Source organism: Nocardia sp. CNS-044 (assembly GCF_059570515.1).
In genome coordinates this window covers 672,209-698,076 of the sequence record NZ_JCANSX010000005.1, presented here as the reverse complement: position 1 = coordinate 698,076, position 25,868 = coordinate 672,209, and the positions used below count along the sequence as shown (strand labels likewise).

Annotated in this window: 25 protein-coding genes, 1 tRNA gene and 1 pseudogene; 12 read left to right on the top strand and 15 right to left on the bottom strand. The window is 67.5% G+C overall.

Features of this window, described 5'->3' with window-relative positions:
• Positions 1-102: 102 nt before the first annotated feature.
• Positions 103-1,749: a cytochrome bc1 complex cytochrome b subunit gene (gene qcrB, locus T333_RS04170; RefSeq protein ID WP_354998066.1), complete on the top strand. Its 1,647-nt coding sequence runs from the start codon at positions 103-105 to the stop codon at positions 1,747-1,749.
• An 81-nt stretch (positions 1,750-1,830) separates the two neighbouring features.
• On the opposite strand, the gene T333_RS04165 is transcribed toward qcrB, so the two are convergent.
• Positions 1,831-2,040 carry a DUF397 domain-containing protein gene (locus T333_RS04165; protein ID WP_357255823.1) on the bottom strand — a complete coding sequence of 70 codons (210 nt, stop codon included), beginning with the start codon at positions 2,038-2,040 and terminating at the stop codon, positions 1,831-1,833.
• A gap of 423 nt (positions 2,041-2,463) precedes the next feature.
• Between T333_RS04165 and T333_RS04160 the strand changes: the two genes are divergently transcribed.
• The 3 genes from T333_RS04160 to T333_RS04150 are packed head-to-tail and all read left to right on the top strand — an operon-like array spanning position 2,464 to position 4,769.
• The gene (locus tag T333_RS04160; protein WP_354998068.1) at positions 2,464-3,009 is read left to right on the top strand and encodes a DUF309 domain-containing protein; all 546 of its coding nucleotides are present in this window, start codon (positions 2,464-2,466) and stop codon (positions 3,007-3,009) included.
• Between the two features lie 33 nt (positions 3,010-3,042).
• Positions 3,043-3,981 carry a tRNA glutamyl-Q(34) synthetase GluQRS gene (gene gluQRS, locus T333_RS04155; RefSeq protein WP_496423708.1) on the top strand — a complete coding sequence of 313 codons (939 nt, stop codon included), beginning with the start codon at positions 3,043-3,045 and terminating at the stop codon, positions 3,979-3,981.
• Positions 3,982-4,028: 47 nt separating this feature from the next.
• The gene (locus T333_RS04150) at positions 4,029-4,769 is read left to right on the top strand and encodes an RDD family protein (protein WP_354998070.1); all 741 of its coding nucleotides are present in this window, start codon (positions 4,029-4,031) and stop codon (positions 4,767-4,769) included.
• A gap of 82 nt (positions 4,770-4,851) precedes the next feature.
• Here T333_RS04150 and T333_RS04145 read toward each other — a convergent pair whose 3' ends face one another.
• Positions 4,852-5,406: a DUF4190 domain-containing protein gene (locus tag T333_RS04145; RefSeq protein ID WP_357255827.1), complete on the bottom strand. Its 555-nt coding sequence runs from the start codon at positions 5,404-5,406 to the stop codon at positions 4,852-4,854.
• An 83-nt stretch (positions 5,407-5,489) separates the two neighbouring features.
• Here T333_RS04145 and T333_RS04140 point away from each other — a divergent pair, with 83 nt between their 5' ends.
• Positions 5,490-6,272 (top strand): queuosine precursor transporter, encoded by a 783-nt coding sequence (locus T333_RS04140; protein ID WP_354998072.1) that lies wholly within the window; start codon positions 5,490-5,492, stop codon positions 6,270-6,272.
• 428 nt (positions 6,273-6,700) lie between these two features.
• Here T333_RS04140 and tgt read toward each other — a convergent pair whose 3' ends face one another.
• Entirely contained in the window at positions 6,701-7,954 is a 1,254-nt protein-coding gene (tgt, locus tag T333_RS04135; protein WP_496423707.1) for a tRNA guanosine(34) transglycosylase Tgt, read from the bottom strand.
• 98 nt (positions 7,955-8,052) lie between these two features.
• Between tgt and T333_RS04130 the strand changes: the two genes are divergently transcribed.
• Positions 8,053-8,685, top strand: a complete 633-nt coding sequence (locus T333_RS04130; RefSeq protein ID WP_496423706.1) for a TetR/AcrR family transcriptional regulator — start codon at positions 8,053-8,055, stop codon at positions 8,683-8,685.
• A 4-nt stretch (positions 8,686-8,689) separates the two neighbouring features.
• Here T333_RS04130 and T333_RS04125 read toward each other — a convergent pair whose 3' ends face one another.
• From T333_RS04125 to T333_RS04110, 4 genes are all read right to left on the bottom strand, one after another.
• Positions 8,690-10,609: an ABC transporter ATP-binding protein gene (locus tag T333_RS04125; RefSeq protein ID WP_357255833.1), complete on the bottom strand. Its 1,920-nt coding sequence runs from the start codon at positions 10,607-10,609 to the stop codon at positions 8,690-8,692.
• Positions 10,606-12,339, bottom strand: coding sequence for an ABC transporter ATP-binding protein (locus T333_RS04120; RefSeq protein WP_496423705.1), 1,734 nt, complete (start codon positions 12,337-12,339; stop codon positions 10,606-10,608). The genes T333_RS04125 and T333_RS04120 overlap by 4 nt, the downstream gene beginning before the upstream one ends.
• 68 nt (positions 12,340-12,407) lie before the next feature.
• A complete protein-coding gene (locus tag T333_RS04115) occupies positions 12,408-12,866 on the bottom strand; it encodes an RrF2 family transcriptional regulator (RefSeq protein ID WP_357255837.1) in 459 nt (152 codons plus the stop codon).
• A gap of 36 nt (positions 12,867-12,902) precedes the next feature.
• Positions 12,903-13,496, bottom strand: coding sequence for a TetR/AcrR family transcriptional regulator (locus tag T333_RS04110; RefSeq protein ID WP_354998078.1), 594 nt, complete (start codon positions 13,494-13,496; stop codon positions 12,903-12,905).
• 203 nt (positions 13,497-13,699) lie between these two features.
• On the opposite strand from T333_RS04110, the gene T333_RS04105 reads away from it, so the two are divergent.
• Complete coding sequence (locus T333_RS04105) at positions 13,700-15,997, top strand: MMPL family transporter (protein ID WP_354998079.1); 2,298 nt, start codon at positions 13,700-13,702, stop codon at positions 15,995-15,997.
• A 229-nt stretch (positions 15,998-16,226) separates the two neighbouring features.
• Positions 16,227-18,524, top strand: coding sequence for an MMPL family transporter (locus T333_RS04100; protein WP_496423704.1), 2,298 nt, complete (start codon positions 16,227-16,229; stop codon positions 18,522-18,524).
• Positions 18,525-18,610: 86 nt separating this feature from the next.
• Here the strand turns inward: T333_RS04100 and T333_RS04095 are convergent, their stop codons facing one another.
• On the bottom strand, positions 18,611-18,811 hold the full coding sequence (locus T333_RS04095) for a hypothetical protein (RefSeq protein ID WP_354998081.1): 201 nt from the start codon (positions 18,809-18,811) through the stop codon (positions 18,611-18,613).
• Positions 18,812-18,911: 100 nt separating this feature from the next.
• Here T333_RS04095 and T333_RS04090 point away from each other — a divergent pair.
• Positions 18,912-19,886, top strand: a pseudogene (locus T333_RS04090) (EamA family transporter); the annotation flags it as partial.
• A gap of 81 nt (positions 19,887-19,967) precedes the next feature.
• Here the strand turns inward: T333_RS04090 and T333_RS04085 are convergent.
• The gene (locus T333_RS04085; protein ID WP_496423703.1) at positions 19,968-20,942 is read right to left on the bottom strand and encodes a GlxA family transcriptional regulator; all 975 of its coding nucleotides are present in this window, start codon (positions 20,940-20,942) and stop codon (positions 19,968-19,970) included.
• Between the two features lie 106 nt (positions 20,943-21,048).
• Between T333_RS04085 and T333_RS04080 the strand changes: the two genes are divergently transcribed.
• Positions 21,049-22,005 carry an NADP-dependent oxidoreductase gene (locus T333_RS04080; RefSeq protein WP_496423702.1) on the top strand — a complete coding sequence of 319 codons (957 nt, stop codon included), beginning with the start codon at positions 21,049-21,051 and terminating at the stop codon, positions 22,003-22,005.
• A 146-nt stretch (positions 22,006-22,151) separates the two neighbouring features.
• Here the strand turns inward: T333_RS04080 and T333_RS04075 are convergent, their stop codons facing one another.
• The gene (locus T333_RS04075; protein ID WP_067789709.1) at positions 22,152-22,352 is read right to left on the bottom strand and encodes a hypothetical protein; all 201 of its coding nucleotides are present in this window, start codon (positions 22,350-22,352) and stop codon (positions 22,152-22,154) included.
• 194 nt (positions 22,353-22,546) lie between these two features.
• Here T333_RS04075 and T333_RS04070 point away from each other — a divergent pair, with 194 nt between their 5' ends.
• Complete coding sequence (locus T333_RS04070; protein ID WP_496423701.1) at positions 22,547-22,723, top strand: hypothetical protein; 177 nt, start codon at positions 22,547-22,549, stop codon at positions 22,721-22,723.
• A 92-nt stretch (positions 22,724-22,815) separates the two neighbouring features.
• On the opposite strand, the gene T333_RS04065 is transcribed toward T333_RS04070, so the two are convergent.
• The 5 genes from T333_RS04065 to T333_RS04045 all read right to left on the bottom strand — a co-directional run bounded on the left by T333_RS04065 (position 22,816) and on the right by T333_RS04045 (position 24,771).
• A complete protein-coding gene (locus T333_RS04065) occupies positions 22,816-23,193 on the bottom strand; it encodes a PIN domain-containing protein (protein WP_496423700.1) in 378 nt (125 codons plus the stop codon).
• Positions 23,190-23,450 carry a hypothetical protein gene (locus tag T333_RS04060; protein ID WP_354998086.1) on the bottom strand — a complete coding sequence of 87 codons (261 nt, stop codon included), beginning with the start codon at positions 23,448-23,450 and terminating at the stop codon, positions 23,190-23,192. The genes T333_RS04065 and T333_RS04060 overlap by 4 nt, the downstream gene beginning before the upstream one ends.
• Positions 23,451-23,584: 134 nt before the next feature.
• A tRNA-Ser gene (locus T333_RS04055) sits at positions 23,585-23,675 on the bottom strand.
• A gap of 66 nt (positions 23,676-23,741) precedes the next feature.
• On the bottom strand, positions 23,742-24,218 hold the full coding sequence (locus T333_RS04050; RefSeq protein WP_496423699.1) for a nucleoside deaminase: 477 nt from the start codon (positions 24,216-24,218) through the stop codon (positions 23,742-23,744).
• Positions 24,219-24,231: 13 nt separating this feature from the next.
• Complete coding sequence (locus T333_RS04045) at positions 24,232-24,771, bottom strand: tRNA adenosine deaminase-associated protein (RefSeq protein WP_354998088.1); 540 nt, start codon at positions 24,769-24,771, stop codon at positions 24,232-24,234.
• 58 nt (positions 24,772-24,829) lie between these two features.
• Between T333_RS04045 and T333_RS04040 the strand changes: the two genes are divergently transcribed.
• Positions 24,830-25,783 carry a prephenate dehydrogenase gene (locus T333_RS04040; protein ID WP_496423698.1) on the top strand — a complete coding sequence of 318 codons (954 nt, stop codon included), beginning with the start codon at positions 24,830-24,832 and terminating at the stop codon, positions 25,781-25,783.
• The last annotated feature ends 85 nt before the right edge of the window (positions 25,784-25,868 follow it).

The following is a 25,868-nucleotide window of genomic DNA, read 5'->3' as shown; positions in this document are numbered from 1 at the left end:
AACTCACGTGGGAGACCCTATAGAAACTATCGATTCCGCGCGGCAACGCTGCTACCGTCTGTAGTAGACCCATTCCACACACGCACGAGCGGAGTGTCGGCCATGGCGAACGGACTCGCGCGAACAGTTGGCGAACAAGCTGATGCGGCGGATCAGCGATATCGCGGCGCGGCATTCATGAAGCGGTCGATCAACAAGGTCTTCCCGACCCACTGGTCGTTCCTGCTGGGTGAGATCGCGCTCTACAGCTTCATCATCCTGCTGCTGTCGGGTGTGTATCTCACATTGTTCTTCGACCCGTCGATGGCGCACGTCACCTACGACGGCGCCTACCAGCCGCTGCGCGGCGTCGGGATGTCACGGGCCTACGAGACCGCGCTGAACATCTCCTTCGAGGTGCGCGGCGGTCTGTTCGTGCGCCAGGTCCATCACTGGGCGGCGCTGCTGTTCGCGGCCTCGATCATCGTGCACCTGTTCCGCATCTTCTTCACCGGCGCGTTCCGCAAGCCGCGTGAGGCGAACTGGGTGATCGGCTCGCTGCTGCTGATCCTGGCGATGTTCGAGGGCTTCTTCGGCTACTCGCTGCCCGACGACCTGCTCTCCGGCACCGGCCTGCGGGCCGCGTTCTCCGGTATCACGATCGGAATCCCGGTGATCGGCACCTGGATGCACTGGCTGATGTTCGGCGGCGACTTCCCCGGCGAGATCATCATCCCGCGCCTCTACATCGCCCACGTGCTGCTCTTCCCCGGGATCATGCTCGCACTGATCGCCGCGCACATCGCGCTGGTCTGGTATCAGAAGCACACCCAGTTCCCCGGGCCGGGACGGACCGAGAACAACGTGGTGGGCGCGCGCATCGTGCCGGTGTTCGCCGCCGATCAGGGCGCGTTCTTCGCCTTCACTCTCGCCGTCGTCGGCCTCATGGGCGGTTTGTTCCAGATCAACCCGATCTGGAACCTCGGGCCGTACAACCCCTCCCAGGTCTCCGCCGGTTCGCAGCCGGACTTCTACATGATGTGGACCGACGGCTTGGCGCGTCTGATGCCGCCGTGGGAGCTGTATCTGGGTCGCTACACGGTCCCCGCCTCGTTCTGGGTGGCGCTGACCATGGGCTTGGTGTTCGTCCTTTTGATCTCCTACCCCTGGATCGAGAAGCGCCTGACCAAGGATTACGAGGCGTACCACAACCTGCTCCAGCGCCCACGCGACGTGCCGGTGCGCACCGCGATCGGCGCCATGGCCATCACGTTCTACGTGGTCCTCACGATCTCCTGCGTCAACGACATCATCGCCTACAAGTTCGACATCTCGTTGAACGCGACGACCTGGGCAGGCCGCATCGGTGTCCTCATCGGGCCGCCGATCGCGTACTTCATCGCCTACCGCCTGTGCCTCGGCCTGCAACGCAGCGACCGCACGGTGCTCGACCACGGCATCGAGACCGGCGTGGTCAAGCGCCTGCCGCATGGCGAGTACATCGAGGTGCATCAGCCGCTCGGCCCGGTCGACGAGCACGGCCACCCGATCCCGCTGGAGTACCAAGGCGCGGCGGTGCCGAAGAAGATGAACCGCCTCGGTTCGGCGGGCAAGCCGGGCACGGGCAGCTTCTTCCGCGCCGATCCGACGGCCGAGTCCAACCGCAACCGCGCCATCGAGCACGAAGAGGAACACCGGCAACTCGCGGTGTTGCGGAGCTACCAGGATCGCATCACCGGAAACGGACACGGCCGCGACGAAACCCAATAGCTCGCAGTCGAATTCGAGCGCGCGAAGGCCCCGAGCCGATTGGACCCGGGGCCCGTGCTGACTGCTCGTCGGACCTGACGTTCAGGCCTTGTCGAACTCCCCCGCCGATACTCCGCTGAGGAATGCGTCCCACTCACCCGGGGTGAATGCCAAGACCGGGCCGACGCCCTTGTCCTTGGTGTCGCGGACAGCCACATTGCCGCCGTCGAGAAATGCCACTTCCACGCAGTTCCCGTCGGGGCCGCTGTATGTGCTCTTACGCCACACAGCGCCCGTCGAATCTACTTCCACGGCACTAGCTCCTTTGCTGCGTCGAGAACGAGAATTTCCAACCGAGATTGTTCTAACTAGCACCGGTATCCGGGCGCAGGGAACGCCGAATACCGTGGTGCGCTTGGTGGTAGCGCGCAACAGTATCGGTGCGCGGTATCGCACTGAAGTTCGGGACGAATACGCCCCGCGGGTTGCCCCCGCGGGCTAAACCCTAGCAGGTTCTTCGAAGGATTTGCCGGTCTCTTGCCAGTTCAACCATCCCATTTGCCAAGCTTGCGAAGGCATTAAGTTGCGGGGACATTGCCAGCCCTGAGCTTTCCGGCGAAAAGCCGCGGAGGGCAATCATTTGTTCCAGCGTGATTGGTCTGTGATCCGTCGATGGAGGCACCGAGGGCCACCCTCTCGCGGCGTCGCCTGGACACGGCGTGGATCATGGATCTTATGGTCGAACGTCCACGCGACGAGGCAGGTCGCGCCCGCAACCCCCGCCCACGAGACCGGTTCGGCCGCCCGCTACCGCTCGGTAGCGAGGGCGTGCCGCGAATTCCGGACGATCTGAATCTGCCGCCCCAGCAAACTCTTACCCTCGCCCAGCAACTCTTGGATGACGGTCTGGCATTCAACGCACACGAGGTATTGGAGGCGGCATGGAAGAACGGGCCGTTCGCCGAAAGGATGCTGTGGCAGGGTCTGGCGCAATACGCGGTCGGTCTGACACACATACAACGCGGTAATCCGAAGGGAGCGCGCACCCTGCTCGGTCGCGCGGTCGGCCGACTGCGGGCCTACGAACCAGGCGATAGCGGCAATTCGGACGACGATTGTCACGACCAGGGTGCGGACGACTCGACAGAACTCCGAAACCGCGCTCTGCCCTATGACATCGATGGCGCGGGACTGATCGCGCGCGCCGAAACGCTTCTCGCCGCGTTGGACTCCGGCGCGGCGATCACCGAGGACGACCTCAAGCCGCGGCTGCGCGTCTGAGCGCCGTCGGTGCGGACGCCTACCATGGCAGTCGTGCCCGCCGCCCAGCTCGACTCACTCGCCCGAGGCGCGGGCCGCTATGCGCCGAGCCCGTCGGGCGACCTGCACCTGGGCAATCTGCGCACGGCACTGCTCGCCTGGCTGTTCGCGCGATCGAGCGGACGCCGGTTCCTGATGCGGATCGACGATCTCGATCGGGTGCGCCCAGGCGCGGCGGAGCGCCAGCTCGCCGATCTCGCGGCCATCGGACTGGACTGGGACGGCCCGGTGGTGCGCCAATCCGAACGCCTGCCGCACTACGACGCCGCCATCGAACGACTCACCGCCGCCGGTCTGACCTACGAGTGCTATTGCACCAGAAGGGAAATTCAGCAGGCCGCGACCGCACCGCACGGGCCGATGGGCGCCTACCCGGGGATCTGCCGCACCCTGAGCGCCGAGGCTCGCGCGCGCCGCAGGGCCGAGGGCAGATCCGCCGCGCTGCGCCTGCGTGCCGCGGCCGCCGAGTTCGAAGTAATCGACGACCTGCACGGCCGCTACCGAGGCCCGGTCGACGACGTGGTGCTGCGCCGCGGCGACGGCACCCCCGCCTACAACCTCGCGGTGGTGGTCGACGACGCCGCGCAGGGCATCGATCAGGTGGTGCGCGGCGACGACCTGCTGCCATCCACCCCGCGCCAGGCCTACCTGGCCAGCCTGCTCGACCTGCCCATTCCGCGCTACGCGCATGTGCCGTTGGTACTCAACGAAAATGGTCAGCGGCTGGCCAAACGCGACGGCGCTGTGACGCTCGCCGACCGACGCGCCCTGGGCAACACGCCCGAACAGGTTGTGAGCTTGCTCGCCGACTCGCTCGGCTACACCGCGAGCACCCCGTCGCAGCTCCTCGAACATTTCGATCCGGCGCGGTTACCGCGAGAACCTTGGATCGTGGCCGCCGACGGGTTGTTGCAACCCAGCGGGTGTCCGTAACGTACCGAATCGACCACTGATCAACCGATCACCACGAGGACAAAAGCATGACGAGCGGTGGGTACGACCCCAACCAGAATCCCCAGGGCGGGTACGGCCAGCCGTACCCCCAGGGCCAGCCGCAGTACGGGCAGCAGCCCCAGTACGGGCAGCAGCCGCAGTACGGTCAGGACCCTTACGGCCAGCAGCAGTACGGCCAGCAGCAGCCGCAGTACGGCCAGCAGCCTCAGTACGGGCAGGACCCCTACGGGCAGCAGCAGCCGCAGTACGGTCAGCAGCCGCAGTACAACCAGGATCCGTACGGCCAGCAGCAGTACCCGCAGCAGCAGGGCTATGGCGCAGGCGGTTTCGGCGGCGCGCAGCCCGGTGAGCTGTGGCCGCGCTTCGCAGCCCGTTTGATCGACAACATCATCGCTGGTATTCCATCGGCCATCGTGCTGACGATGCTCCTGCTCTTCCTGCCCGCGAACCTGGGAACCCAGATTCTCGCGTACGCGGTCTACTTCGCTCTGATCACCGCGTACTTCGTCGGTATGGAGGTGACGCAGGGCACCACCCTCGGCAAGAAGATCCTCGGCCTCCGGGTCGTCGGGCCCGGCGGCGCCAAGATCGACCCGGTCACCTCGCTCAAGCGCAACGTGTTCCTCGCGGCCAGTGTCGTCTACTGCCTTGGCTGGCTGGTCTCGTTCGGCCTCGGCATCTACATCGCCGTCACCATCGAGCAGGACCCGAACAAGCAGGGCTGGCACGACAAGTTCGCGGGCGGCACCCAGGTCGTCAAGGGCTGACCCACCCCCGGCAAACACTCAGGGGCGCTCCCGGCAACGGGAGCGCCCCTGAGTCGTCTTCGGCGCGAGTCGTTTTCGCGGCTCAGGCCCCCGCGATCACACCGATGATGTTGAGCACCCAGTACAGAATGCCGAGCACGATGCCGCCGACCCCGACCCACACGCCGGCTTGGGCCATGCCCTTGCCTTCGTAGTTGCCGGACTGCTTCATCTGGTTCAGCGCGACCACACCGAGCACCAGGCCGATGATGCTCGGCAGCAGGAAGCAGCAGGACGCGACGCCCGCGATGGAGACGATCATCGCGGCGATCGCCAAACCGTTGGAGCCCTGGCTCGGTGGCGCGCCGTACGGCTGATAGCCCTGGGGATAACCGTAATTCGGCTGCTGCGGATAGGGCGCCGGTCCCGACTGGTACGGTGCGCCGCCCGCGGGCTGCTGGTAGTTCGGGTACTGCGACTGCTGCGGATATTGCGGCTGCGAGGGCGGCGGCTGCTGCGGGTACTGCGGGGCGGAGGGGTACCCGGTCGGTTCGGAGTTCGGATACTGCGGTACCGAGCCCTGGGCGCCGGAGTCCGGCGACACGCCTTGGCCGCCGTACTGCTTCCACCACTCGTCGGAATCGCCGGGATTCGTCATGGGTACAGCGTAATGGGCGCAGACGGACGTGGTCTGTCCTTCATGACCGGACCGTCCCACGCGACCCGGTCCCGGCTGGGAGGATGATGCCCGTGAGTGATGTGCATAAATCAGAAGAACACGACGGGTCTGGGTACCCCGCGCCGGACCACGCGGCATTCGCCCAGGTCGCGCGGGGGTACTACACACCGATCGTCGCGCTGTTCACCGCGACGCTGATCATTTCGAATATCTGCGCCACCAAGGGCGTCGAATTCTTCCGCGACGAATCGGTCACGGTGGGACCGTTCCAGATCCTGCCGATCGTCACCGACGGCGCGTTCTTCCTCTTTCCCCTGGCCTACGTCCTCGGCGACGTGCTGAGCGAGGTGTACGGCTTCCGCGCCACCCGGCGCGCCATCTACTACGGGTTCGGCGCCCTTGTGCTGACCGTGCTGTGCTTCGCGATCGTGCTCCGCCTGCCCGCCGCCGGTTTCTACGAGAACCAGGAGGCGCTGCGATCCATCGTCGGTCCGGTGCCGCGGCTGGTGATCGCCGGTCTCGCCGGGTATTTCGTCGGCCAGCTGCTGAATTCCGCGACGCTGGTGCTGATCAAGGAACGGACCAAGGAGAAATACCTGTGGGCCAGGCTGATCGGCTCGACCGTGGTCGGCGAATTCGCCGACACCCTGATTTTCTGCTCGATCGCCGCGGCCGCCATCGGCATCGAAACCTGGCAGCAGTTCGTGAATTACGTGATCATCGGCTTCCTGTGGAAGACGCTGGTCGAGGTGCTGGTCATGCCGCTCACCTACCGGGTGATCGCACTACTGAAGAAGCACGAACCCGGTTACGCGCCGCGCGCCGTCGACCCGCTGCACGCTTAGGACGCGGCCCTACACCCCACTCCGCACACGGCCGGAGCGCAGGCGGAGGTCCGCCCGAAACACGCTGCGCGATGGCGCCCGACGGACCAGTGCGTGCGCCGGGGCCAGCGCATGCGGCCGGGCGAACGCTTGCGTGCGGCCAGCCGAGCGCGCGTGCCGCCGGGCTCCGCAACGTGCAACCGAGCCCAGCACGTGCGCCGCGGCAGCGCGTCTGCCGGACCAGTGCGTGCGCCGAAACCAGCGCATCGGCGGGGCGAGAGTGTGCAACCGGAGGGGGTCGTGCGGACGGAGCCAACGCGTGCAGCCGACTCAGCAGCGCCTGCGCCGGGGCTAGCGCGGCTGCGCGGCTAGCGCGTGTGCTGCGGCTGGCGCATCTGCCGAGCCAGTCCGTACGCCGGTGCCAGCACGTGCGCTGACCGCACCGGGGATCAGGGCGTGCGAATCCGCCCCTTCCAGCGGCCCAGCGTTTCGGCTTTGAACTCGTCGAAGCTGCCGTCGTCGATGCTGGCGCGGATCCGGTCGACCAGCCGAATGGTGAAGCGCTCGTTGTGAATCGTGCACAGTGTGGCGGCCAGCATTTCCTTGGCTTTGAAGAGATGGTGGATGTAGGCGCGGGTGTAGTGCGCGCAGGTGTAGCAGTCGCAGGTCTCGTCGATCGGGGTGAAATCGCGGCGGAAGCGGCTGGTATTGATGTTGAAGCGGCCCTCGGCGACGTAGATGGCCGCGTTGCGGGCGACGCGCGAGGGATTCACGCAGTCGAAGGTGTCCGCGCCGTTCTCCACCGCGACGAAGATGTCCTCCGGCTCGCTGATGCCGAGCATGTGCCTCGGCTTGTCCGGGGGCAGTTCGTCACAGCACCAGCCGACGATGGCGCCGAGGTTGTGCTTCTCCAGGGCGCCGCCGATGCCGTAACCGTCGAAACCCGTTCCGCCCGCGCCGCGGATCGCCTCCAGCTCGCGACATGCCTTGCGGCGCAGGTCTTCGTATTGCGCGCCCTGGATGACGGCGAACAGCGCCTGGTAGGGGCGGTGTGTGCGGGCCGCGGTCAGCCGCTCGTGCTCGTCGATGCAGCGCTGCGCCCATTCGTGCGTGCGCTGTAGCGACTTCTCTTGGTAGCCACGGGTGTTCAGCAGCGTGGTGAGCTCGTCGAAGGCGAACATGATGTCGGCGCCGAGCTGGTGCTGGATGCCCATGGAGATTTCCGGGGTGAACCGGTGCTTGGAGCCGTCCAGATGCGAACGGAAGGTGACGCCGTCGTCGTCGACGGTGGCGAGGCGCTCCTTGCCCGCCGCGATCACATCGTCGCTGCGGACGTCGACGGCTTCCATCGCGAGCACCTTCTTGAAGCCGACGCCCAGCGACATCACCTGGAAGCCGCCGCTGTCGGTGAAGGTGGGCCCCGGCCAGTTCATGAACGCGCCGAGTCCGCCCGCCTCGTCCACGATGTCGGCGCCCGGTTGCAGGTAGAGGTGATAGGCGTTGGCCAGCAGCGCCTGCGCGCCGAGTTCGCTCATCGCCTCCGGCAGCACCGCCTTGACCGTCGCCTTGGTGCCGACGGGGATGAACGCGGGCGTCGCGATCGCACCGTGCGGCGTCTGGATGACACCCGAGCGACCGTGCCGTCCGTCCAGCCGGGCGCCGACGGTGAAGGAGAACGATTCCGGTGCTGACACGCCCTTCATCCTCTCAGGCGCCCCTGTGCGCCCCGCGCCGCGCCCGGGGCGCTGGTCGAAGGGATTCCTTACTAGAGTTCAACTCTAATCAGATATAGACTTCGGTCATGAGCGCCGTCAAGGGGACGAACAAGCGAGCCCTCAAAGCCCAGGAGACGAGACGGCGAATACTCGCGGCCGCCGGCGAGTTGTTCGTCGAGCAGGGCTACGGCGCGACCAACCTGCAAGAGATCGCCGCGCGGGCGGGCGTGGCCGTGCAGACCATCTACTTCACCTTCACCAACAAGCGCACGCTGCTGAAAGAACTGGTCGACGTCACGATCGCGGGCGACGACGAACCGGTGGCGACCATGGAACGGGAGTGGTTCCGCACCGCCATGGCTGCCGCGACCGCGCAAAAGCATCTGCGCGCGCACATCGCGGGCACCCGCCCGGTGCTCGAACGCATCGCGCCGATACACAAGGTGATCGAGACGGCCGCCGCCACCGACCCGGAAGTCGCCGCGATGTGGCCCGCGGACCAACCGGACCCGCGCTACACCGTGCAGCTGCACACCGCCACCGTCATGATGACCAAACCCGGTGCGCGCCGAGATGTCTCGGCGGAAGAAGCCGCCGACCTGCTCTACGGCCTACTCAGCACCGAACTGTTCCTCCTGCTGGTCCGCAACAGAGGCTGGACCGCGCAGCACTGGGAGGACTGGGCCTACACCACCCTCCTCCCCCAACTCTGCGACTAGTCCGTCAAGCCTCCGCCGCGGCCGCCGCGAACTGGGCGCTGTAGAGGCGGTAGTAGGCGCCGCGCTCGTCGAGCAGTCGCTCGTGCGTGCCGTGCTCGACGATCCGGCCCGCCTCCATGACGACGATCAGGTCGGCGTCGCGGATCGTGGAAAGCCGGTGCGCGATGACGAAACTCGTGCGGTCGCGGCGTAGCGCCGCGGTGGCGTGCTGGACGAGCAGTTCGGTGCGGGTGTCCACCGAGCTGGTCGCCTCGTCCAGGATCAGGATCGACGGCTTGGCCAGGAAGGCGCGGGCGATGGTGATCAGCTGCTTCTCACCCGCGCTGACGCCCGAACCCTCCTCGTCGATGATCGTGTCGTAGCCGTCGGGCAGCGCGTGCACGAACCGGTCGACGTACGCGGCCCGTGCGGCGGCGAGGATTTCCGCCTCGCTCGCATTGGGATTGCCGTACGCGATGTTCTCCCGGATGGTGCCGCGGAAGAGCCAGGTGTCCTGCAGGACCATGCCGATACGCGACCGCAGGTGATCGCGGGTGATCTCGGTGATGTCGACGCCGTCGATGGTGATCGTGCCCGCGTCCAGCTCGTAGAAGCGCATGAGCAGGTTCACCAGCGTGGTCTTGCCCGCGCCGGTCGGCCCGACTATGGCGACGACGTGTCCGGGCTCGGCGACCAGCGAGAGCCGCTCGATGACCGGCTTCTCCGGCTCGTACCGGAACGAGACGGCCTCGAACTCGACCCGCCCGCGATCCACCGGCCGGGTGTTCTCCATGACCGGATCCGGGCTCTGCTCCTCGGCGTCGAGGATCTCGAAGATGCGCTCGGCCGAGGCCACGCCCGACTGCAGCAGGTTCGCCATCGCGCCGATCTGGGTCAGCGGCTGACTGAACTGCCTGGAGTACTGGATGAACGCCTGCACCTCGCCGAGCGAGAGATGGCCCGTGGCCACCCGCAGACCGCCGACCAGCGCCACCAGCACGAAATTCACGTTCCCGAGGAACATGATCGCGGGCATGATCAGGCCCGAGATGAACTGCGCCTTGAAGCTGGATTCGTAGAGCGCCTGGTTGCGCTCGTCGAACTCCCTGCCGACCTCGCGGCCGCGGCCGAACGCGGTGACCACCTCGTGGCCGGTGTACGCCTCCTCGACCTGCGCGTTGACCAGGCCGGTGTACTTCCACTGGTCCACGAAGTGCGGCTTGGACCGCTTGGCGATCTGCGCGGTGACGACGATCGCGCCCGGCACGGTGAGCAGCGCGATCAGCGCGAGCAGCGGCGAGATCCAGAACATCATGATCAGGATGCCGAGCACCGAGAACACCGACATGATCAGCTGGCTCATGGTCTGCTGCAAGCTCTGCGAGACGTTGTCGACGTCGTTGGTGACGCGGCTCAGCACGTCGCCGCGCGGCTGGGAGTCGAAGTAGCGCAACGGGAGCCGGTGGATCTTGTCCTCGACCTCGCCGCGCAGCCGCTTCACCGTCCGGTTGATGACGATGTTGAGCAGGTAGCCCTGCAACCAGCCGAACACCGAGGCGCCGACGTAGAGCGCGAGCACGAGCACCAAGACCCGGCCCACCGCGCCGAAATCCACGCCGACGCCGGGCACGACGTTCATGGCGCTGAGCATGTCGGCCAGGGTGTCGTTGCCGCTCGCGCGCAGCCGCTCGACGGCCTGCTCCTTGGACAGTCCGCGCATCGCCTCGAGGTTCTTGCCGACCACGCCGTCGAAGACGAGGTTGGTCGCCTTGCCGAGCAGATACGGGCCGAGGGTGTTGAGCACCACCGAGGTGACCGCGAGGCCGATGATGCACCCGACGTAGAACCGTTCCGGGGCGAGCCTGCGCAGCAGCCGCTTCAGCGACGGCCCGAACGACTTGGCCTTGGCGTCCGGTGCCCCGGGAGCCGGAGCTCCTGGCCTCATCGCGCCTCCTCCACACTCAGCTGAGACGCCACGATCTCCTGGTATTCGGGACAGTCGCGCAGCAGTTGCTCATGGGTGCCGATGCCAGCGATCACGCCGTCTTCGAGCACGATGATCTGGTCCGCGTCCCGGATGGTGGCGATGCGCTGGGCCACGATGATCACCGAGGCGTTCTCGGTCTCCGGCTTCAACGCCTCGCGCAGCCGGGCGTCGGTGGCGACGTCGAGGGCGGAGAACGAGTCGTCGAACAGGTAGATGCGCGGTCTGCGGACCAGCGCCCGCGCGATGGCGAGGCGCTGGCGCTGGCCGCCGGAGACCGTGGTGCCGCCCTGCGCCACCGGCGTCTCCAGACCCTGCGGCATCTCCCGCACGAAGTCGGCGGCCTGCGCGATCTCGAGGCAGCGCCAGAGTTCCTCGTCGGTGGCGTCCGGGTTTCCGTAGCGCAGGTTGCTGGCGACGGTGCCGGAGAACAAGTACGCCTTCTGCGGCACCAGGCCGATCTGTTCGCGCAGCACTTCGAGGTCGAGGTGGCGGACGTCGGTGCCGCCCACGTACACCGCACCGTCGGTGACGTCGATCAGCCGCGGTATCAGGTTCAGCAGCGTCGTCTTGCCGGAACCGGTGGAACCGACGATGGCCGTCGTGGTCCCTGGCTCCACTTGGAAACGGATGGCGCGCAGCACCGGCTTCTCCGCGCCGGGAAAAGCGAACTCGCAGAACTGCAAGTCGACCGAGGCCGGGTCGCCTTCGAACGGCTGCGGCAGCCGCGGCGGCAGCACCGAGGACTCGGTGGCGAGCACCTCGCCGATCCGGTCGGCCGAGACCGCGGCGCGCGGCGCCATCATGGCCAGGAACGACGCCATCATGACCGCCATCAGGATCTGCATGATGTAGGACAACATCGCGGTGAGCGAGCCGATCTGCAGCTCGCCGGAGTCGATCAGGTGCCCGCCGAACCAGATCACCGCCACCGCGGTGACGTTGCTGATCAGCATGACCAGCGGGAACATCAGCGCCGTCAGCCTGCCGACGCGCAGCGAGGCCTCGGTGAGCTCGGTGTTGGCGATGCCGAACCGCCAGGTCTCCTGCCGCTCCCTGACGAACGCGCGCACCACCCGGATGCCGGTGATCTGCTCGCGCAGCACCCGGTTGACCGCGTCGATGCGCTCCTGCATGTCGCGGAAGCCGGGCACCATCCTGGCCACGACGAGCGCCATCGACAACCCGAGCGCGGGCACCGCGATGAGCAGCAGCCAGGACAGACTCAGGTCTTCGCGCAGCGCCATGACGATGCCGCCGACACACATGATCGGCGCCATCACCAGGATGGTCGCCGACATCACGATGAGCAGCTGCACCTGCTGAATGTCGTTGGTGTTGCGGGTGATCAGCGAGGGCGCGCCGAACATGCCGACCTCGCGCGCGGAGAAGGTGCCGACCCGGTGCACCAGCGCGCCGCGCAGGTCGCGGCCCGCGCCCATGGCGGCCTGTGCGCCCAGATAGACCGAGAACGCGGACGCGACGATCTGCACGCCCGTGACCGCGAGCATCCACAGCCCCGTCGTCCAGATGTAGCCGATGTCGCCCTTGGTGACGCCGTTGTCGATCAGATCGGCGTTCAGGCTCGGCAGGTAGAGCATCGCGATGACCGAAACCAACTGGAGCGCAACGACCCCCGCCAATTGCGCGCGGTAGGGGTACAGATGAGCTCTGAGCAGTCTGATCAACATGATGCTTGGCAGGCTACCGGCAATCGGTGACAGCCGTCGTGGCGATTCTCTCTGGGCGGAACCGCAGCTCAGCGCCGCTCCCAGGCGCCGGGATCGCCGGTGAGCGCGTCGACGAACTCGGGCAACCGGTCGGCGACGATGTCGGCGACGGTCACGTTCTCCAGCACCGCGCGGATGTTCACACGCAGCGCGATCCACACCGATTGCAGAGGTTCGGCCGCGCCCGGATACTTCACGTCCTCGGGCCGCTGCCCGCGCACCGAGGCGAGCGGGCCCTCGATCGCGCGGATCACGTCGGCGATGGAGATCTCGGCCGCGGGCCTGGCCAGCGAATATCCCCCGTCGGGTCCGCGCCTGCTGACGACCAGCTCGGCGCGGCGCAGCTCACCGAGCACGGTCTCCAGCACCTTGGGCGGAATCCGCTGCGCGGACGCGATGGCGTCGGCTTTGATCTTGGCGTCGGGCGTGGCCCGGGCGATCTCCAGCAGGGTTCGCACCGCGTAATCGACCTTCGCGGTGATGTGCACGGCTACTCCCAGGCGTGTTCGACGACGCGCACGAATCTACGCGGTGCCGCAGGCGGTCAACACGCAGGTGGCCGAGTCCAGGAGCGTGTTCTCCAGCAGCGAGTCGTCCGCGCCGGGCACTAGTTCCTTGGAAATCAACGCCACCCCGAGAACCTCGAGCGCCGCGCAGGCACGAACCCGCGCCTCGTCGGTGGGATCCGGACCGGCCAGCCAATCGCGCAGCACCCGGTTGCTGTCCATCAGGTCCGGATATCGGTCGGCCATCGCGTTGACGATCGCCACCGCGTCGCGCACACACAGCGCCCCCGCGTCGCGGTGCCGGATGAGCCCGCGCAGGTGCGCACGCAACACCGCCCGCACCCCCTCGGCGTTGTACGGGACCGCGTCGATGTCTTCGACGACCGAACGCAGATGGTCGATGATCGGATCGATGATCGCCAATAGCAGATCCAGCTTCGAGGGGTAGTGATAGTACAGCGAAGCCTTTGTGATTCCTACCGCATCCGCGACCTCGCGAAGGCTCGTCTGCTCGAAACCCTTGGCGGCGAATAGCTTCACAGCGGCGTCGCGGATCGCGATCTTAGTGCCGCTACCTGCGATAACGCTGTCGGGTGCGTCGGGTCCGGCCATTGGATGATCCTCTCGTCGATGCTGCGCGGCGCTAACGTCGCCACCAAAATTGAGGTTGTACCTCCACTTACTCGGTCGGTAGTCTACCTACCGCACGGTAGGCAGAAAGCGTCAGTGGAGGCGGGGACAAGCAGGGAGTCCCGCGAAAGTGCTGTCTACGCGCCACGATCCAGCACGTACCAGTCACCGCTAGGAGTACCCGCGTGTCCGTTTACCTCTATAGATTCGGAAAGTTCGCTTTCCGCCGGAAATGGATAGTGCTTCCGGTCTGGCTTGTCCTCTTCGTGCTCCTCGGTGGTCTGGGCGCGCAGCTCAGCAAACCGATGAGCAACGATTTCAGCATGCCCGAGCTGCCCTCCGCCCGAGCCAACGACATTCTCGACAAGCACTTCCCCGGTGCGTCCGAGGCCTTCAAGTTCGACGCCGTGACCGGAACTTACGTCATCGGCGCGCCCGAGGGTCAGAAGCTGACCGATCCCGCGAATCGCGCGGCGGTCGAGGCGTTCATCGCCAAGCTCAACCAGCTCGACATCGTCGACCACGAGAAGCCGATCGTGAACCCGATCGACGCCGCGGAGAAGATGGGCTGCCTGGAGAACCCCGATCCCTCGCAGTGCAGTGGCTCCCCGCTCAACGTGCTCGGCAAGGACGACCCGAACTCCGTCGCGTTCATGAGCGTGCCGTTCAGCATCGCGAAGTTCACCGACGTCACCGACGAGAACCGCAAGGCCGCCTACGACGTGGGCGCCGACGCGCGGAACTCCGGCCTCGCGGTCGAGGTGAGCGGTTCCATCGCCCAGACCCAGGAGCAGCCGAGCGGTACCGCCGAGCTGATCGGCATGGGCGTCGCGCTGATCGTGATGATCGTGGCCTTCGGCGCCATCGTCGCGGCCTTCGTGCCGATCGTCACCGCGATCGTCGGGCTCGGCGCGGCCACCTCGGTCATCCTGTTGGGCACCTCGTTCATCGAGGTCCCGAGCTTCACCACGTTCCTCGCCTCGATGATCGGCATCGCGTTGTCCATCGACTACGCGCTGTTCATCGTCTCGCGCTACAAGCACGAACTGGCCGTGCAGGATTCGCCGGAAGAGGCGGCGGGCACCGCGCTCGGCACCGCCGGTTCCGCTGTCGTGTTCGCCGGTCTGACCGTGATCATCGCGCTGGCCGGTCTGAGCATCGTCGGCGTCGAGTTCCTGACCTTCATGGGTCTGGGCGGCGCGATCGCGGCGGGCTTCGCCGTGATCACCGCGACCACGCTGATGCCCGCGCTGCTCGGCGCGTTCGGCCGGTTCCTGTTCAAGCCGAAGCTGCCGCTGGTCGCCAAGCACGACCCGGAGGACGACGCCATCGTCACCAACGGCATGCGCTTCGGCCGTCTCATCGGCAAGGCCCCGTGGGCCGCGCTGGTGCTGTCCATCGTCGCGCTCGGCGCGCTCGCCGCGCCCGCGGCCGGTCTGAACCTGGGTCTGCCCGGCGAGGACAGCATGCCCAAGACCTCCACCGTGCGTAAGGCCTACGAGCTGCGGACCGAGGGCTTCGGCGAAGGCAGCAACGGCGTGCTCAACGTCGCGGTCGACCTGAGCAACGTCGCGCCCGAGCGGCGCGACGAGGCGGTCAACGCCCTGCGCGAGCGGCTCGCATCCTACGGGAACATGGACTACGTCACCGAGCCGCAGTTCAGCGGTGAGGACAAGGCGGGCGCGCTGCTCGACGGCGTGCCGAAGTCGGGCCCGAACAACCAGGACACCAAGGACCTGGTGCGCGACGCCCGCGACGCGGAGGCCGAACTGAAGGCGCAGTACGGCATCGAGTACGGCATCACCGGCACCACTGCCATCTACGCCGACGTCGACCACGTGCTGCTCAGCAAGATCGCGCCGTACCTCGCCATCGTGGCGGGCGCCGCGTTCATCCTGCTGATCCTGGTGTTCCGCTCGATCCTGGTGCCGCTGACCGCGGCGCTCGGCTTCCTGCTCTCCATGGCCGCGACCTTCGGCGCGACTGTGCTGATCTTCCAGGAGGGCAAGCTCGGCCTGATCGACGATCCGCAGCCGATCGTCAGCTTCATGCCGATCATGCTCATCGGCCTCGTGTTCGGTCTCGCCATGGACTACCAGGTGTTCCTGGTGACCCGCATGCGCGAGGAGTACGTGCACGGCAAGTCGCCGAAGGAAGCGGTGGTGGCCGGTTACCACCACGGCGCGCGCGTGGTGACCTCCGCCGCGATCATCATGATCTCGGTGTTCGCCTCCTTCATCCTGGAGTCGGACGTGACCGCGAAGTCGTTCGGTTTCGCGCTGGCGGCGGGCGTGCTGTTCGACGCCTTCATCGTCCGCATGGTGCTGGTCCCGGCGCTGCTGGTGATCATGGGCAAGTGGTCCTGGTGGATGCCGAAGTGGCTCGACCGGATCGTGCCGGATATCGATGTCGAGGGTACGAAGCTGCGTGATCTGCAGCAGAAGTCCGTCGAGCTGAAGAAGGAACCGGTCACTGTGAGCTGATCGGATTCGCCAACCGTCGGCCCCGCACCCATGCCTTTGGGTGCGGGGCCGACGTGTTTCCGGGGGTTCTTGCTCTCGTGCCCGGTACGCAGCAGACTCGGGGTGTTCGACTCTTTGCTCGGTAGACCGCCTGCATCGGCGCGGCGGAGGTAATTCGCGAGCGCGGGCGGGTGAGCCCGCGTGTTCGTTCCCGAACCGGCTCGACCCGATCAACCGCGAGGAGAACCCGTTGTCCGTGTATCTATACCGGTGGGGAAAGTTCGCCTTTCGCCGCAAGTGGATAGTCCTGCCGGTCTGGCTCGTCCTGTTCTTTCTGCTCGGCGCGCTCGGCGCCCAGTTGAAGGAACCGATGACCGACGACTTCAGCCTGCCGAACCTGCCGTCCGAACGGGCCACGGAGATCCTCGACGAACACTTCCCCGGCATGTCGGCCGCGTTCGAGTTCGACGCCGTCACCGGCACCTACGTGATCGGCGCGCCCGAAGGGCAGAAGCTCACCGATCCGGCCAACCACCAGGCGATCGAGGCGCTGATCAGCCGACTCGACCAGCTCGACATCGTCGACCACGGCAAGCCGCTGACCGACCCGATCGCCGCGGCCCAGCAGATGGGCTGCCTCGTGCCGGAACCGAACGTCTCCACGTGTAGCGGCGCCCCGCTGAACGTGCTGAACGAGACCGCGCCCGACACCGTCGCGGTTGTCAGCGTGCCGTTCACCCTCGAGGAATTCGCCGACATCACGCCGGAGAACCGCGCGGCCGCCTACGACGTCGCCGACGACGCCCGCGCCGCCGGGCTGACCGTAGAACTCAGCGGCACCATCGCGATCGAGCAACAGGTCCCGAGCGGCAAGTCGGAGATGATCGGCATGGGCGTCGCGCTGATCGTGATGATCGTGGCCTTCGGCGCCATCGTGGCCGCCTTCGTGCCGATCGTCACCGCGATCGTCGGCCTCGGCGCGGCGACCTCGCTGATACTTCTCGGCACCTCGGTGCTGTCCATCCCCAGCTTCACCACCTTCCTCGCCTCGATGATCGGCATCGCGCTGTCCATCGACTACGCGCTGTTCATCGTGTCCAGGTACAAACACGAACTGGCCGTGCAGGATTCGGCCGAGGAAGCCGCGGGCACCGCGTTGGGCACGGCGGGTTCGGCGGTGGTGTTCGCCGGTCTGACCGTGATCATCGCGCTGGTCGGACTGAGCATCGTCGGCGTTCGATTCCTGACGTTCATGGGTCTCGGCGGCGCGGTCGCGGCGGCCTTCGCGGTGCTCGTCGCGCTGACGCTGATGCCCGCGCTGCTCGGCGCGCTCGGGCGGTTCCTCTTCAAGCCGAGGCTGCCGCTCATCGCCCAGCACGACCCGGAAGACGACACCGTCGTCACCAACGGCATGCGCGTGGCCCGGCTGATCGGTCGCATCCCGGTCGTCACGCTGGTGCTCAGCATCCTTGTGCTCGGCCTGCTCGCCGCACCGGCCGCAGGTCTGAACCTCGGTCTGCCGGGCGAGGACAGCATGCCCAAGACCTCCACCGTGCGTAAGGCCTACGAACTGCGCACCGAAGGGTTCGGCGAGGGCAGCAACGGTGTCCTCAACGTCGCGGTCGACCTCACCGACGTGCCGCAGGAGCGCCGGGCCGAAGCGCTGACCGCGCTGCGCGACAAGCTGATGTCCTACCCCGACATGGACTACGTCACCGAGCCGACGCCGAGCCAGGACGGCAACGGCGCGCTGCTCGACGGCGTGCCGAAGGCGGGCCCGAACAACCAGGACACCAAGGACCTGGTGCGCGACGCCCGCGAAGCCGAGGCGGGACTGAACGCCGAGTACGGCATCCGGTACGGCATCACCGGCACCACCGCCATCTACGCCGACATCGACCACGTGCTGCTCAGCAAGATCGTGCCGTACATGGCGATCGTGGCCGGGGCGGCGTTCGTCCTGCTGATCCTGGTGTTCCGCTCCATACTCGTGCCGCTGACCGGCGCGCTCGGGTTCCTGCTCTCGATGGCCGCCACGTTCGGCGCGACCGTGCTGATCTTCCAGGAGGGCAAGCTCGGGCTGATCGACGATCCGCACCCGATCGTCAGCTTCCTGCCCATCATGCTGATCGGCCTGGTGTTCGGTCTGGCGATGGACTACCAGGTCTTCCTGGTGACGCGCATGCGCGAGGAGTATGTGCACGGAGCGTCGCCCAAGGAGGCCATGGTCAACGGCTACCACCACGGCGCGCGCGTGGTCACCGCGGCGGCGATCATCATGATCTCGGTGTTCGGTTCGTTCCTGCTGGAATCCGATCCGACCGCCAAGTCCATGGGTTTCGCGCTGGCGGCCGGTGTGCTGCTCGACGCGTTCCTGGTCCGGATGGTGCTGATCCCCTCGCTGCTGGTGCTGATGGGCGAGTGGGCGTGGTGGATGCCGAAGTGGCTGGACCGGATCGTGCCCGATATCGACGTGGAGGGCGCGCGGCTGCACGCGCTGCGTGCCGAATCGGCCGCGGCGCGAGAATCCGTCGCCGTTCGCGATTGACGCCTCGCGCGGTCGAAGCGGCTCCGCACCCGTTCGGGTGTGGAGCCGTTCTCGCGATAGTCCGACGCTACCGGATTGCTACCGAGTCACTCGCTCGGCCGCGGCATGACACAGTTCGATATTTTGGGGTTCAGTCCCAGGTAATTCAGGGGGCCGGAGACCGCGGTGAGCGCGATCGTGCCGAATCCGGCGCAATTGATCGGTCCGCTGGAGAAGTACTGACGCTGGCCTGCGGCGATCATGCCGACGGCCAACCACACCAGGAGCAGCAGACTGAACCACCGCATCCCGGATTCGCGCGCAGCCCGCCCGTGAGTCACTCGCTCGCGCATAGTCATCGCTTCCTTCCACAATCGCGCCAGGTGGCGTAAGGGGGGAGATACCCCTATGCCCACCGGTTACTCCCAGTGCGCTCGACCACAATTCGGCCGACATTTCGCCACCGGGGAAGGCTTGCGCGGCAACCGGACAGTCAATTTACTTTTACTTCGCACACCTACCTTTCCGCCCGTGGTCGTCACTTCGGTCGAAAAACCGCCGCGCACCTTTCTCCCGCTTCCCACTCGAAGCCCCGTCGATCGGGTGCCCGTGCCGATGCTCGTGCTCGGCGCGATGGTGTCCATTCATCTCGGGGCGGCCGTGGCCAAACAACTCTTCGCGCTCGCGGGCGCGGACGTGGTCGCCTGCCTGCGCATCGTCGTCGCCGGTGCGATCGCACTGCTGCTCTGGCGGCCCGCTCTCCGGGTCGACCGGCGCGCGCTTCGCGGCATCGCCGGGCTCGGAATCGCTATCGCCGCAATGAATCTCAGCTTCTACGCGGCGATCGAGCGGATACCGCTCGGCGTGGCGGTCACCATCGAATTCCTCGGGCCGCTCACTGTCGCCCTGCTCGGATCACGCAAGCCGCGCGACGCGGCGCTCGCGCTCATGGCAGGCGCCGGTGTGCTTCTGCTCATGGATGCCGGCGGGCCGATGTCGTGGACCGGCGTGCTCTTCGCCCTGCTCGCCGGCGCCGGATGGGGCGCGTACATCGCCTGCGGCGCGGTGGTCGGCCGACACACCGCGGGCCACGACGGACTCGCGCTCGCCATGGCGTTCGGCGGCGTGCTCGTTCTGCCTTTCCTTGTGACACAAGGTGGTTCGGCGCTACTGAACCCGGTGCTGCTGGCCGGGGTCGCGGTCGTCGCGGTGTGCTCGTCGCTGGTGCCGCACGCCATCGAACTGACCGCGCTACGGCGGATCGAGGCGTCGGTGTTCGGGGTGTGGATGAGTTTGCAGCCCGCGGTCGCCGCGGTGGCGGGGATGTTGTTGCTCGGTGAAGGTCTGCGCGGGGCGCAGTGGGGCGGCGTCGCGATGGTGGTCGTGGCCGCGGCTGCCTCGGCTTGGTTCGCGGCCGATTCGGGACTGCGCGCGCAGGCCGAAACGGCGCGGCGAGGCGATCGGTCAGGCCGTACGCCGAAAGGTGCGGCGATAGGTGTTCGGGGAGGTGCCGAGAACCGAACGCATGTGCTGGCGCAGCGAATTGGCGGTTCCGAAACCGGCGCGGTGGGCGACGAGATCGATGCTGAGATCACTGTTCTCCAGCAGGTCGCGGGCGCGTTCCAGACGCTGAGCGAGCAGCCAGCGACCGGGCGTCGAGCCCACTTCGTCACGGAAACGGCGGGTGAAGGTGCGCACACTCATGCGCGCGTGGGCGGCCATCTCCTCCAGCGAGATCTGCTCTCCGAGCCGATCGAGCAGCCAGGCGCGGGTGGCGGCGGTGGAGGTCATCGTCGGCTCGGGCACGGGACGTTCGATGAACTGTGCCTGGCCGCCGTCGCGCCAGGGCGGGACGACGCAGCGGCGGGCGACCTGGTTCGCGATCGCGGTGCCGTGATCGCGGCGCACCAGGTGCAGGCATAGATCGATGCCGGCGCCCGCGCCCGCCGAGGTGAGCACATCACCGTTGTCCACGAAGAGCACATCCTCGTCGAGGCGCACCAGGGGGTAGGCGCGGCGGAACTCCTCGGTCCGCATCCAGTGTGTGGTGGCCGGTCGGCCGTCGAGAACGCCCGCGGCGGCGAGCACATAGCTGCCGGTGCAGATGGACACCAGCCTGGCGTCCGGTCTGATCCGGGCGAACGCGTCAGCGAGGCGCGGCGGAAGCGGTCCGCCGACATGCGAGTCATCGCTGTCGCACGGGGGCGGTATGAGCACCGTGTCAGCCTGTTCGAGCGCGTCGGGTCCGTGCTCGACGGCCAGCATGATGCCCGCGTCGGAGCGGACCGGCGCACCGTCGACCGAGCAGACGATCACCTGATACAGCGGGTGCCCCTCGGCGTCGAATGCCTGGCCGAATACCCGGGCTGGCATACCCAATTCGAACAGCGGTACGCCGTCGAGGGCGAGCACCACGACGCGGTGCGGTCGAGCGGTCATGGCCAGATCCTGTCACATATTGTCCGTCCAGCCAGCACTGCGGACAGGAAACGGACGGCAATCTGGTCTCCGCTCACCGAACGAGCAGACAGAAAGGACCGCGCGAATGCCGACCATGCTCGCCGTCACCGCCCGCGAATGGGGCGCGCCCGAGGTGCTCACCCCGATCGAGATCGAGCGCCCGGAGCCGGGCCTGACCGAGATCCTGGTGCGAGTGCACGCAGCCGGTGTCAACCCGGTCGATTGGAAGACTCGGGCCAGCGGCGCCTTCGTCACCTGGGGCGAAGTGCCGATCGTCGGCTGGGACGTCTCGGGAACCGTGGAGGCCGTCGGGCCCGGCGTCACCCGGTTCGCACCCGGCGACGAGGTTTTCGGCATGCCCGCCTTCCCGCGCCAGGCCGGGGCGTACGCGGAATTCGTCGTCGCGCCTTCGCGTCACTTCACCCGCAAGCCGGGCAACATCTCCCATATCGAGGCGGCGGCCCTGCCGCTTGCCGGTCTGACCGCGTGGCAGGCGCTGATCGACACCGCCGAACTGCGTGCGGGACAGCGGGTTCTGATCCACGGCGCGGCGGGCGGTGTCGGACATCTCGCGGTCCAGATCGCCAAAGCGCACGGCGCCTACGTCATCGGCACGGCGCGCGCGGACAAGCACGACTTCTTGCGCGCGATCGGCGCGGACGAGGTAATCGACTACACCGCCGTCGATTTCGCCGCCGAGTTGCGTGATGTCGATATCGTGCTCGACAGCGTCGGCGGGGATTACGGTGTCCGCTCGCTTCCGGTGCTGCGGCGCGGCGGCCGCCTGGTGACGCTGGCCGGACCGGATGGCCTGCCCGACGCGGCGGATGCGGACGCGCGGGGTGTCCGTGCCGACTGGCCGGTGGTCGAACCGGATTCGGCGGGTCTCGCCGCCATCGCCGAGCTCGTCGCGGCGGGCGAACTTCGAGCGGAGATCGACAGGGTGCTGCCGCTCACCGAGGCCGCGAAGGCGCACGCCTACGGCGAGACGGGACGCACGCGCGGCAAGATCGTGCTCCAAGTGGCCGAGCCCGCTACGTAGCCGTGGTTGCGGCGTCGGCGCGTGCTCGAGATCCTCGCCGGAGCAGGCCGTGCCGGAACTCGTGCAGTGACCGAAGTCGGGCCCCGGAGGTCACGCGAGGACCACCGGGGCCGCGATTCCGTCACCGGACGCGCTGACCGCGCCGATTACGGACTCGGTTCCGGCACATTGCAATCCGCGATCTTCGGGTTCACGCCCATGTAGTTGAGCGGGCCCGCGATCACGGTGACCGCAATGGTGCCGAATCCGGCACAGTTCACCGGACCGCTGTCGAAGTAGTCCCGCTGCGCCGCGGCGACCACACCGATCAACAGCCAGATCAGGACAATCACACTTCCGATTCTCATGTAACTCTCGCGCATCGTTCCCACGCGGACGGCTCGGCGGCGCATTAGGCGTCACATCCCTTCCCGCTTCCATCTGTTCGGCGTATACCCGGAATTCGCGGTTCTACCGCCCGAATCGCCCTTTCATCCGCTGGTGCGCGGAGGCCGCGCCCGAGGCACTACCCTTGGCTCGCGGGTCGCCGCCGGGGGGAGTCGTGGCCGCCTGGATCACCGGCTTCTTCGGCGGGGTCTTTCTCGCCATCCCGCTGGCGATCTTCGCGCTGTTCCGCACGCCGAAGGAGGACCGGAACAGCCGGGATCTCGCGATCGGCGCACTGATCTCGTCCGTCGGTTGGATCCTGGTGGCAGCGCTGATCTTCGTCACCCGCTGAGGTCTCGAAAGGCACTGCGGCGGAGCCGATCCGCGGCAGTGCCTTTCGACTTCGACAACAACGGGCATCGGACCGACAAAACGAGACCGCTCCTATACGACGTGCAGCCGTACCGCCGGATCGAGGGCTTTCAAGTCGTCGGGGTCGGAGGTGAGTACCAGCGTTGCCCGCAGTGCCCGCGCCAGCACGATCACGTGCGCGTCCACCACGTCGGCGGTACCGGTGTCAGCGAGCAACTTCCCGACCGCGTAGGCGTGTGTCTCGGCGAGGTCCACCACACGGACGGCGCGAGTCTTCAAGAGCCGAGACACCGCGTGCTGGCGGGGACTGTTGCGCCAGCACTGCGCGAGAACCGTTGCGGGCACGATGACGTCGTAGGTGTTGCGCTGCGCGTACTCGAGGGCGGCCACCGCTGCCGCGCCGCGCTTCTCCAGCCCGATCAGTGCGCCGGAGTCGAGAACGACGATCACGCGGCACCGCCGAGAGCGTCAGCAGCGGCGGCGTTCTCGGCGGCGGTGAATGCGGCGGCGGCCTCGGCGCGGTCGGCGTCGGTGACTCCGGCCTCGGTGGCAAGCTCAGCGACGATCTCAGCGGCAGCAGCCCAATCCGGCTCGCGCTGCGCGAGCTGAGTGAAGTACGCCGACACCGAACCCGCCAGTCCAGCGGCTACCGCGTTGTTCGCCTTCTCGGCGATGTCGTCGGGAATGCTGATGGTGATCTTGGCCATGAAGCCATTCTACCCAGCGGTATGACCGAGTCATACCGCAGAAGCCGAAGTGGCGGGCAGGCGGCGAGTCGTGACGGTGTGTTCGTGCACTTGGAAATAGAAAGCCCCTCACCCGAATGTGGGGTGAGGGGCTTTGGCGGTGGCGGAGGGATTTGAACCCTCGGAGGGGGGTTACCCCTCACACGCTTTCGAGGCGTGCTCCTTAGGCCGCTCGGACACGCCACCGCCGACTAGGTTACCCGACCGGGTCCGGATCGCTAAATCGGCTGGCGAGCGGGGGTGCGGCGGCCGTCAGCGCTGGGTGCGAAAGAAGTCGTCGAGGAGGGCGGCGCATTCCGGTTCGAGGACGCCGCCGCGGACCTGCGGGCGGTGGTTGAGCCGTCGGTCGCGCACCACGTCCCACAGCGAGCCGACGGCGCCGGTCTTCGGCTCCCACGCGCCGAAAACCAGCCGCCCGACGCGGGCCAAGATCAGCGCGCCCGCGCACATCGTGCACGGCTCGAGAGTGACGGCCAAGGTCGCGCCTTCCAGCCGCCAGCCGTCGCCGTGGACCTCGGCGGCGCGGCGCAGCGCGAGCACCTCGGCGTGCGCGGTCGGGTCGCCAAGGACTTCCCTGGCGTTGGCGGCGCGGGCCAGTTCCCGGCCGGACGCGTCGAAGACCACCGCGCCGACGGGCACGTCGCGCGGATCGGCGGCCGCCGCCGCGTCGAGCGCGGCGCGCATCATCGCGACGTCGGACACGAGCGGGTTCTCGGGCAGCACGTTCATGCGCGCACCACGATCACCGCGGCAGCTTGTCCAGCACCGCCGAGAGTTCGTTGGCGAAGCCCAGGCGCTGCGCGATCATGCCGAGCTGCTCGTCCGGGTACAGGTCGGTCTCGGCGAGGATCACGCTCAGCACCGGCTCGGGCAGACCGAGGTCGGCGAGCACGGCGAGATCGCCCTCTTCCCACGGTTCGATGTCGTCGAGTTCGTCGGGCTCGATATCGGGGATTTCGATATTCAAGGCCTCGAGCACATCGGCGGCGATGTCGTAATCGATCGCGGCGGTGGCGTCCGAGACGAGCAGCCTGGTGCCGCTCGGCGCGGGGCGCAACACGATGAAGAACTCGTCGTCGATGTCGAGCAGCCCGAAGACCGCCCCGGAGCTGCGCAATGCCTTCAGCTCGTTTTCCGCGACGGACAAATCGCTGAGCGCTTCCTGGCTCAGCGGACTACACCGCCATTTGCCTTCTTCGCGGACAACCGCAACTGCGAACCCTTCCACGTCGTCGTAATCTTCCGACGCCGCCCTGTTCGTGCCCGAGCGCTGTGCTGCCATGGCCGCAACGGTAGTCGGCTCGAGCTCAAATGTTGAAGTCGTATGCGAATCTGTTCCGGTGACTCGCGACCAGAAAGCACCGGTGTGTGTCCTCGGGACGGGCCTGATCGGCGGTTCCCTGCTGCGCGCCGCCGCGGCGGCGGGTTATTCGGCGTTCGGCTACAACAGATCGCGGGCCGGGGTGGCGGCCGCGCGGGCCGACGGTTTCGACGTCGACGACGACCTGCCCGGCGTGCTCGGCCGGGCCGCGGCCGACGACGCGCTGATCGTGATCGCGGTGCCGATGCCCGCCGTCGACCACATCCTCGCCTCCGTGGCGACCTTCGCACCCGGCTGCGTGCTCACCGACGTGGTGAGCGTGAAGGCGCCGGTCGCGGCGGCCGTACGACAGCACGGTCTGGCCGCACGCTACGTCGGCGGGCATCCGATGGCCGGGACGTCCGAATCCGGTTGGGCGGCCACCGATCCCGAGTTGTTCCGCGGCGCGGTGTGGGCGGTGGGCGTCGATCCCGGCACGCACGCGGACCCGTGGCGGCGGGTGGCGGCGCTGGCGCTGGACTGCGGGTCGGTGGTGGTTCCGGTGGTCGCCGAGGAACACGATCGGGCCGTCGCCCGGATCTCGCATCTACCGCACGTGCTCGCCGAGGCGCTGGCCATCGCGGGCGCGGGCGGCGGGCCGCTCGCGCTAGGCCTGGCCGCGGGCTCGTTCCGGGACGGCACCAGGGTGGCGGGGACCGCCCCGGAACTGGTGCGCGCGATCTGCGAACCGAACGCCGACGCCCTGCTCGCGGTGCTCGAGGAAACGCTGACGGTGCTCGGCGCGGCCCGCGACGCCCTGGCCGAGGACGGTTCGCTCGCGGATCTGACGCGGGCGGGCCACGACGCGAGGAACGGCTACGAGACCGCGCGCCGCTGGGAGATCACCGACGTGCGCCCCGGCGACCACGAATGGCTGGACCGGCTGCGCGAGGCGGGGCAGCGCGGCGGCGTGATCACGGCGGTGGACTTGTGACCACCGTCCGAGAGGAACTGCTGATCCGGTCGCACAGACAACCCGGTGGGCACTGCTGATCCGGGGCGGCACCCTCGTCGCCATC

What these genes read in the sequence shown, in the direction of transcription:
- T333_RS04120 (WP_496423705.1), bottom strand. Translation starts at nt 12,339, where the DNA reads ATGTTGATCAGACTGCTCAGAGCTCATCTGTACCCCTACCGCGCGCAA.
- T333_RS04140 (WP_354998072.1), top strand. Translation starts at nt 5,490, where the DNA reads ATGATGCCCGTGAGTGATGTGCATAAATCAGAAGAACACGACGGGTCT.
- T333_RS04045 (WP_354998088.1), bottom strand. Translation starts at nt 24,771, where the DNA reads ATGGCAGCACAGCGCTCGGGCACGAACAGGGCGGCGTCGGAAGATTAC.
- T333_RS04125 (WP_357255833.1), bottom strand. Translation starts at nt 10,609, where the DNA reads ATGAGGCCAGGAGCTCCGGCTCCCGGGGCACCGGACGCCAAGGCCAAG.
- T333_RS04080 (WP_496423702.1), top strand. Translation starts at nt 21,049, where the DNA reads ATGCCGACCATGCTCGCCGTCACCGCCCGCGAATGGGGCGCGCCCGAG.
- T333_RS04145 (WP_357255827.1), bottom strand. Translation starts at nt 5,406, where the DNA reads ATGACGAATCCCGGCGATTCCGACGAGTGGTGGAAGCAGTACGGCGGC.
- T333_RS04085 (WP_496423703.1), bottom strand. Translation starts at nt 20,942, where the DNA reads ATGACCGCTCGACCGCACCGCGTCGTGGTGCTCGCCCTCGACGGCGTA.
- T333_RS04130 (WP_496423706.1), top strand. Translation starts at nt 8,053, where the DNA reads ATGAGCGCCGTCAAGGGGACGAACAAGCGAGCCCTCAAAGCCCAGGAG.
- tgt (WP_496423707.1), bottom strand. Translation starts at nt 7,954, where the DNA reads ATGAAGGGCGTGTCAGCACCGGAATCGTTCTCCTTCACCGTCGGCGCC.
- T333_RS04110 (WP_354998078.1), bottom strand. Translation starts at nt 13,496, where the DNA reads ATGGCCGGACCCGACGCACCCGACAGCGTTATCGCAGGTAGCGGCACT.
- T333_RS04060 (WP_354998086.1), bottom strand. Translation starts at nt 23,450, where the DNA reads ATGGCCAAGATCACCATCAGCATTCCCGACGACATCGCCGAGAAGGCG.
- T333_RS04075 (WP_067789709.1), bottom strand. Translation starts at nt 22,352, where the DNA reads ATGAGAATCGGAAGTGTGATTGTCCTGATCTGGCTGTTGATCGGTGTG.
- T333_RS04095 (WP_354998081.1), bottom strand. Translation starts at nt 18,811, where the DNA reads ATGCGGTGGTTCAGTCTGCTGCTCCTGGTGTGGTTGGCCGTCGGCATG.
- T333_RS04050 (WP_496423699.1), bottom strand. Translation starts at nt 24,218, where the DNA reads ATGAACGTGCTGCCCGAGAACCCGCTCGTGTCCGACGTCGCGATGATG.
- qcrB (WP_354998066.1), top strand. Translation starts at nt 103, where the DNA reads ATGGCGAACGGACTCGCGCGAACAGTTGGCGAACAAGCTGATGCGGCG.
- T333_RS04150 (WP_354998070.1), top strand. Translation starts at nt 4,029, where the DNA reads ATGACGAGCGGTGGGTACGACCCCAACCAGAATCCCCAGGGCGGGTAC.
- T333_RS04160 (WP_354998068.1), top strand. Translation starts at nt 2,464, where the DNA reads ATGGTCGAACGTCCACGCGACGAGGCAGGTCGCGCCCGCAACCCCCGC.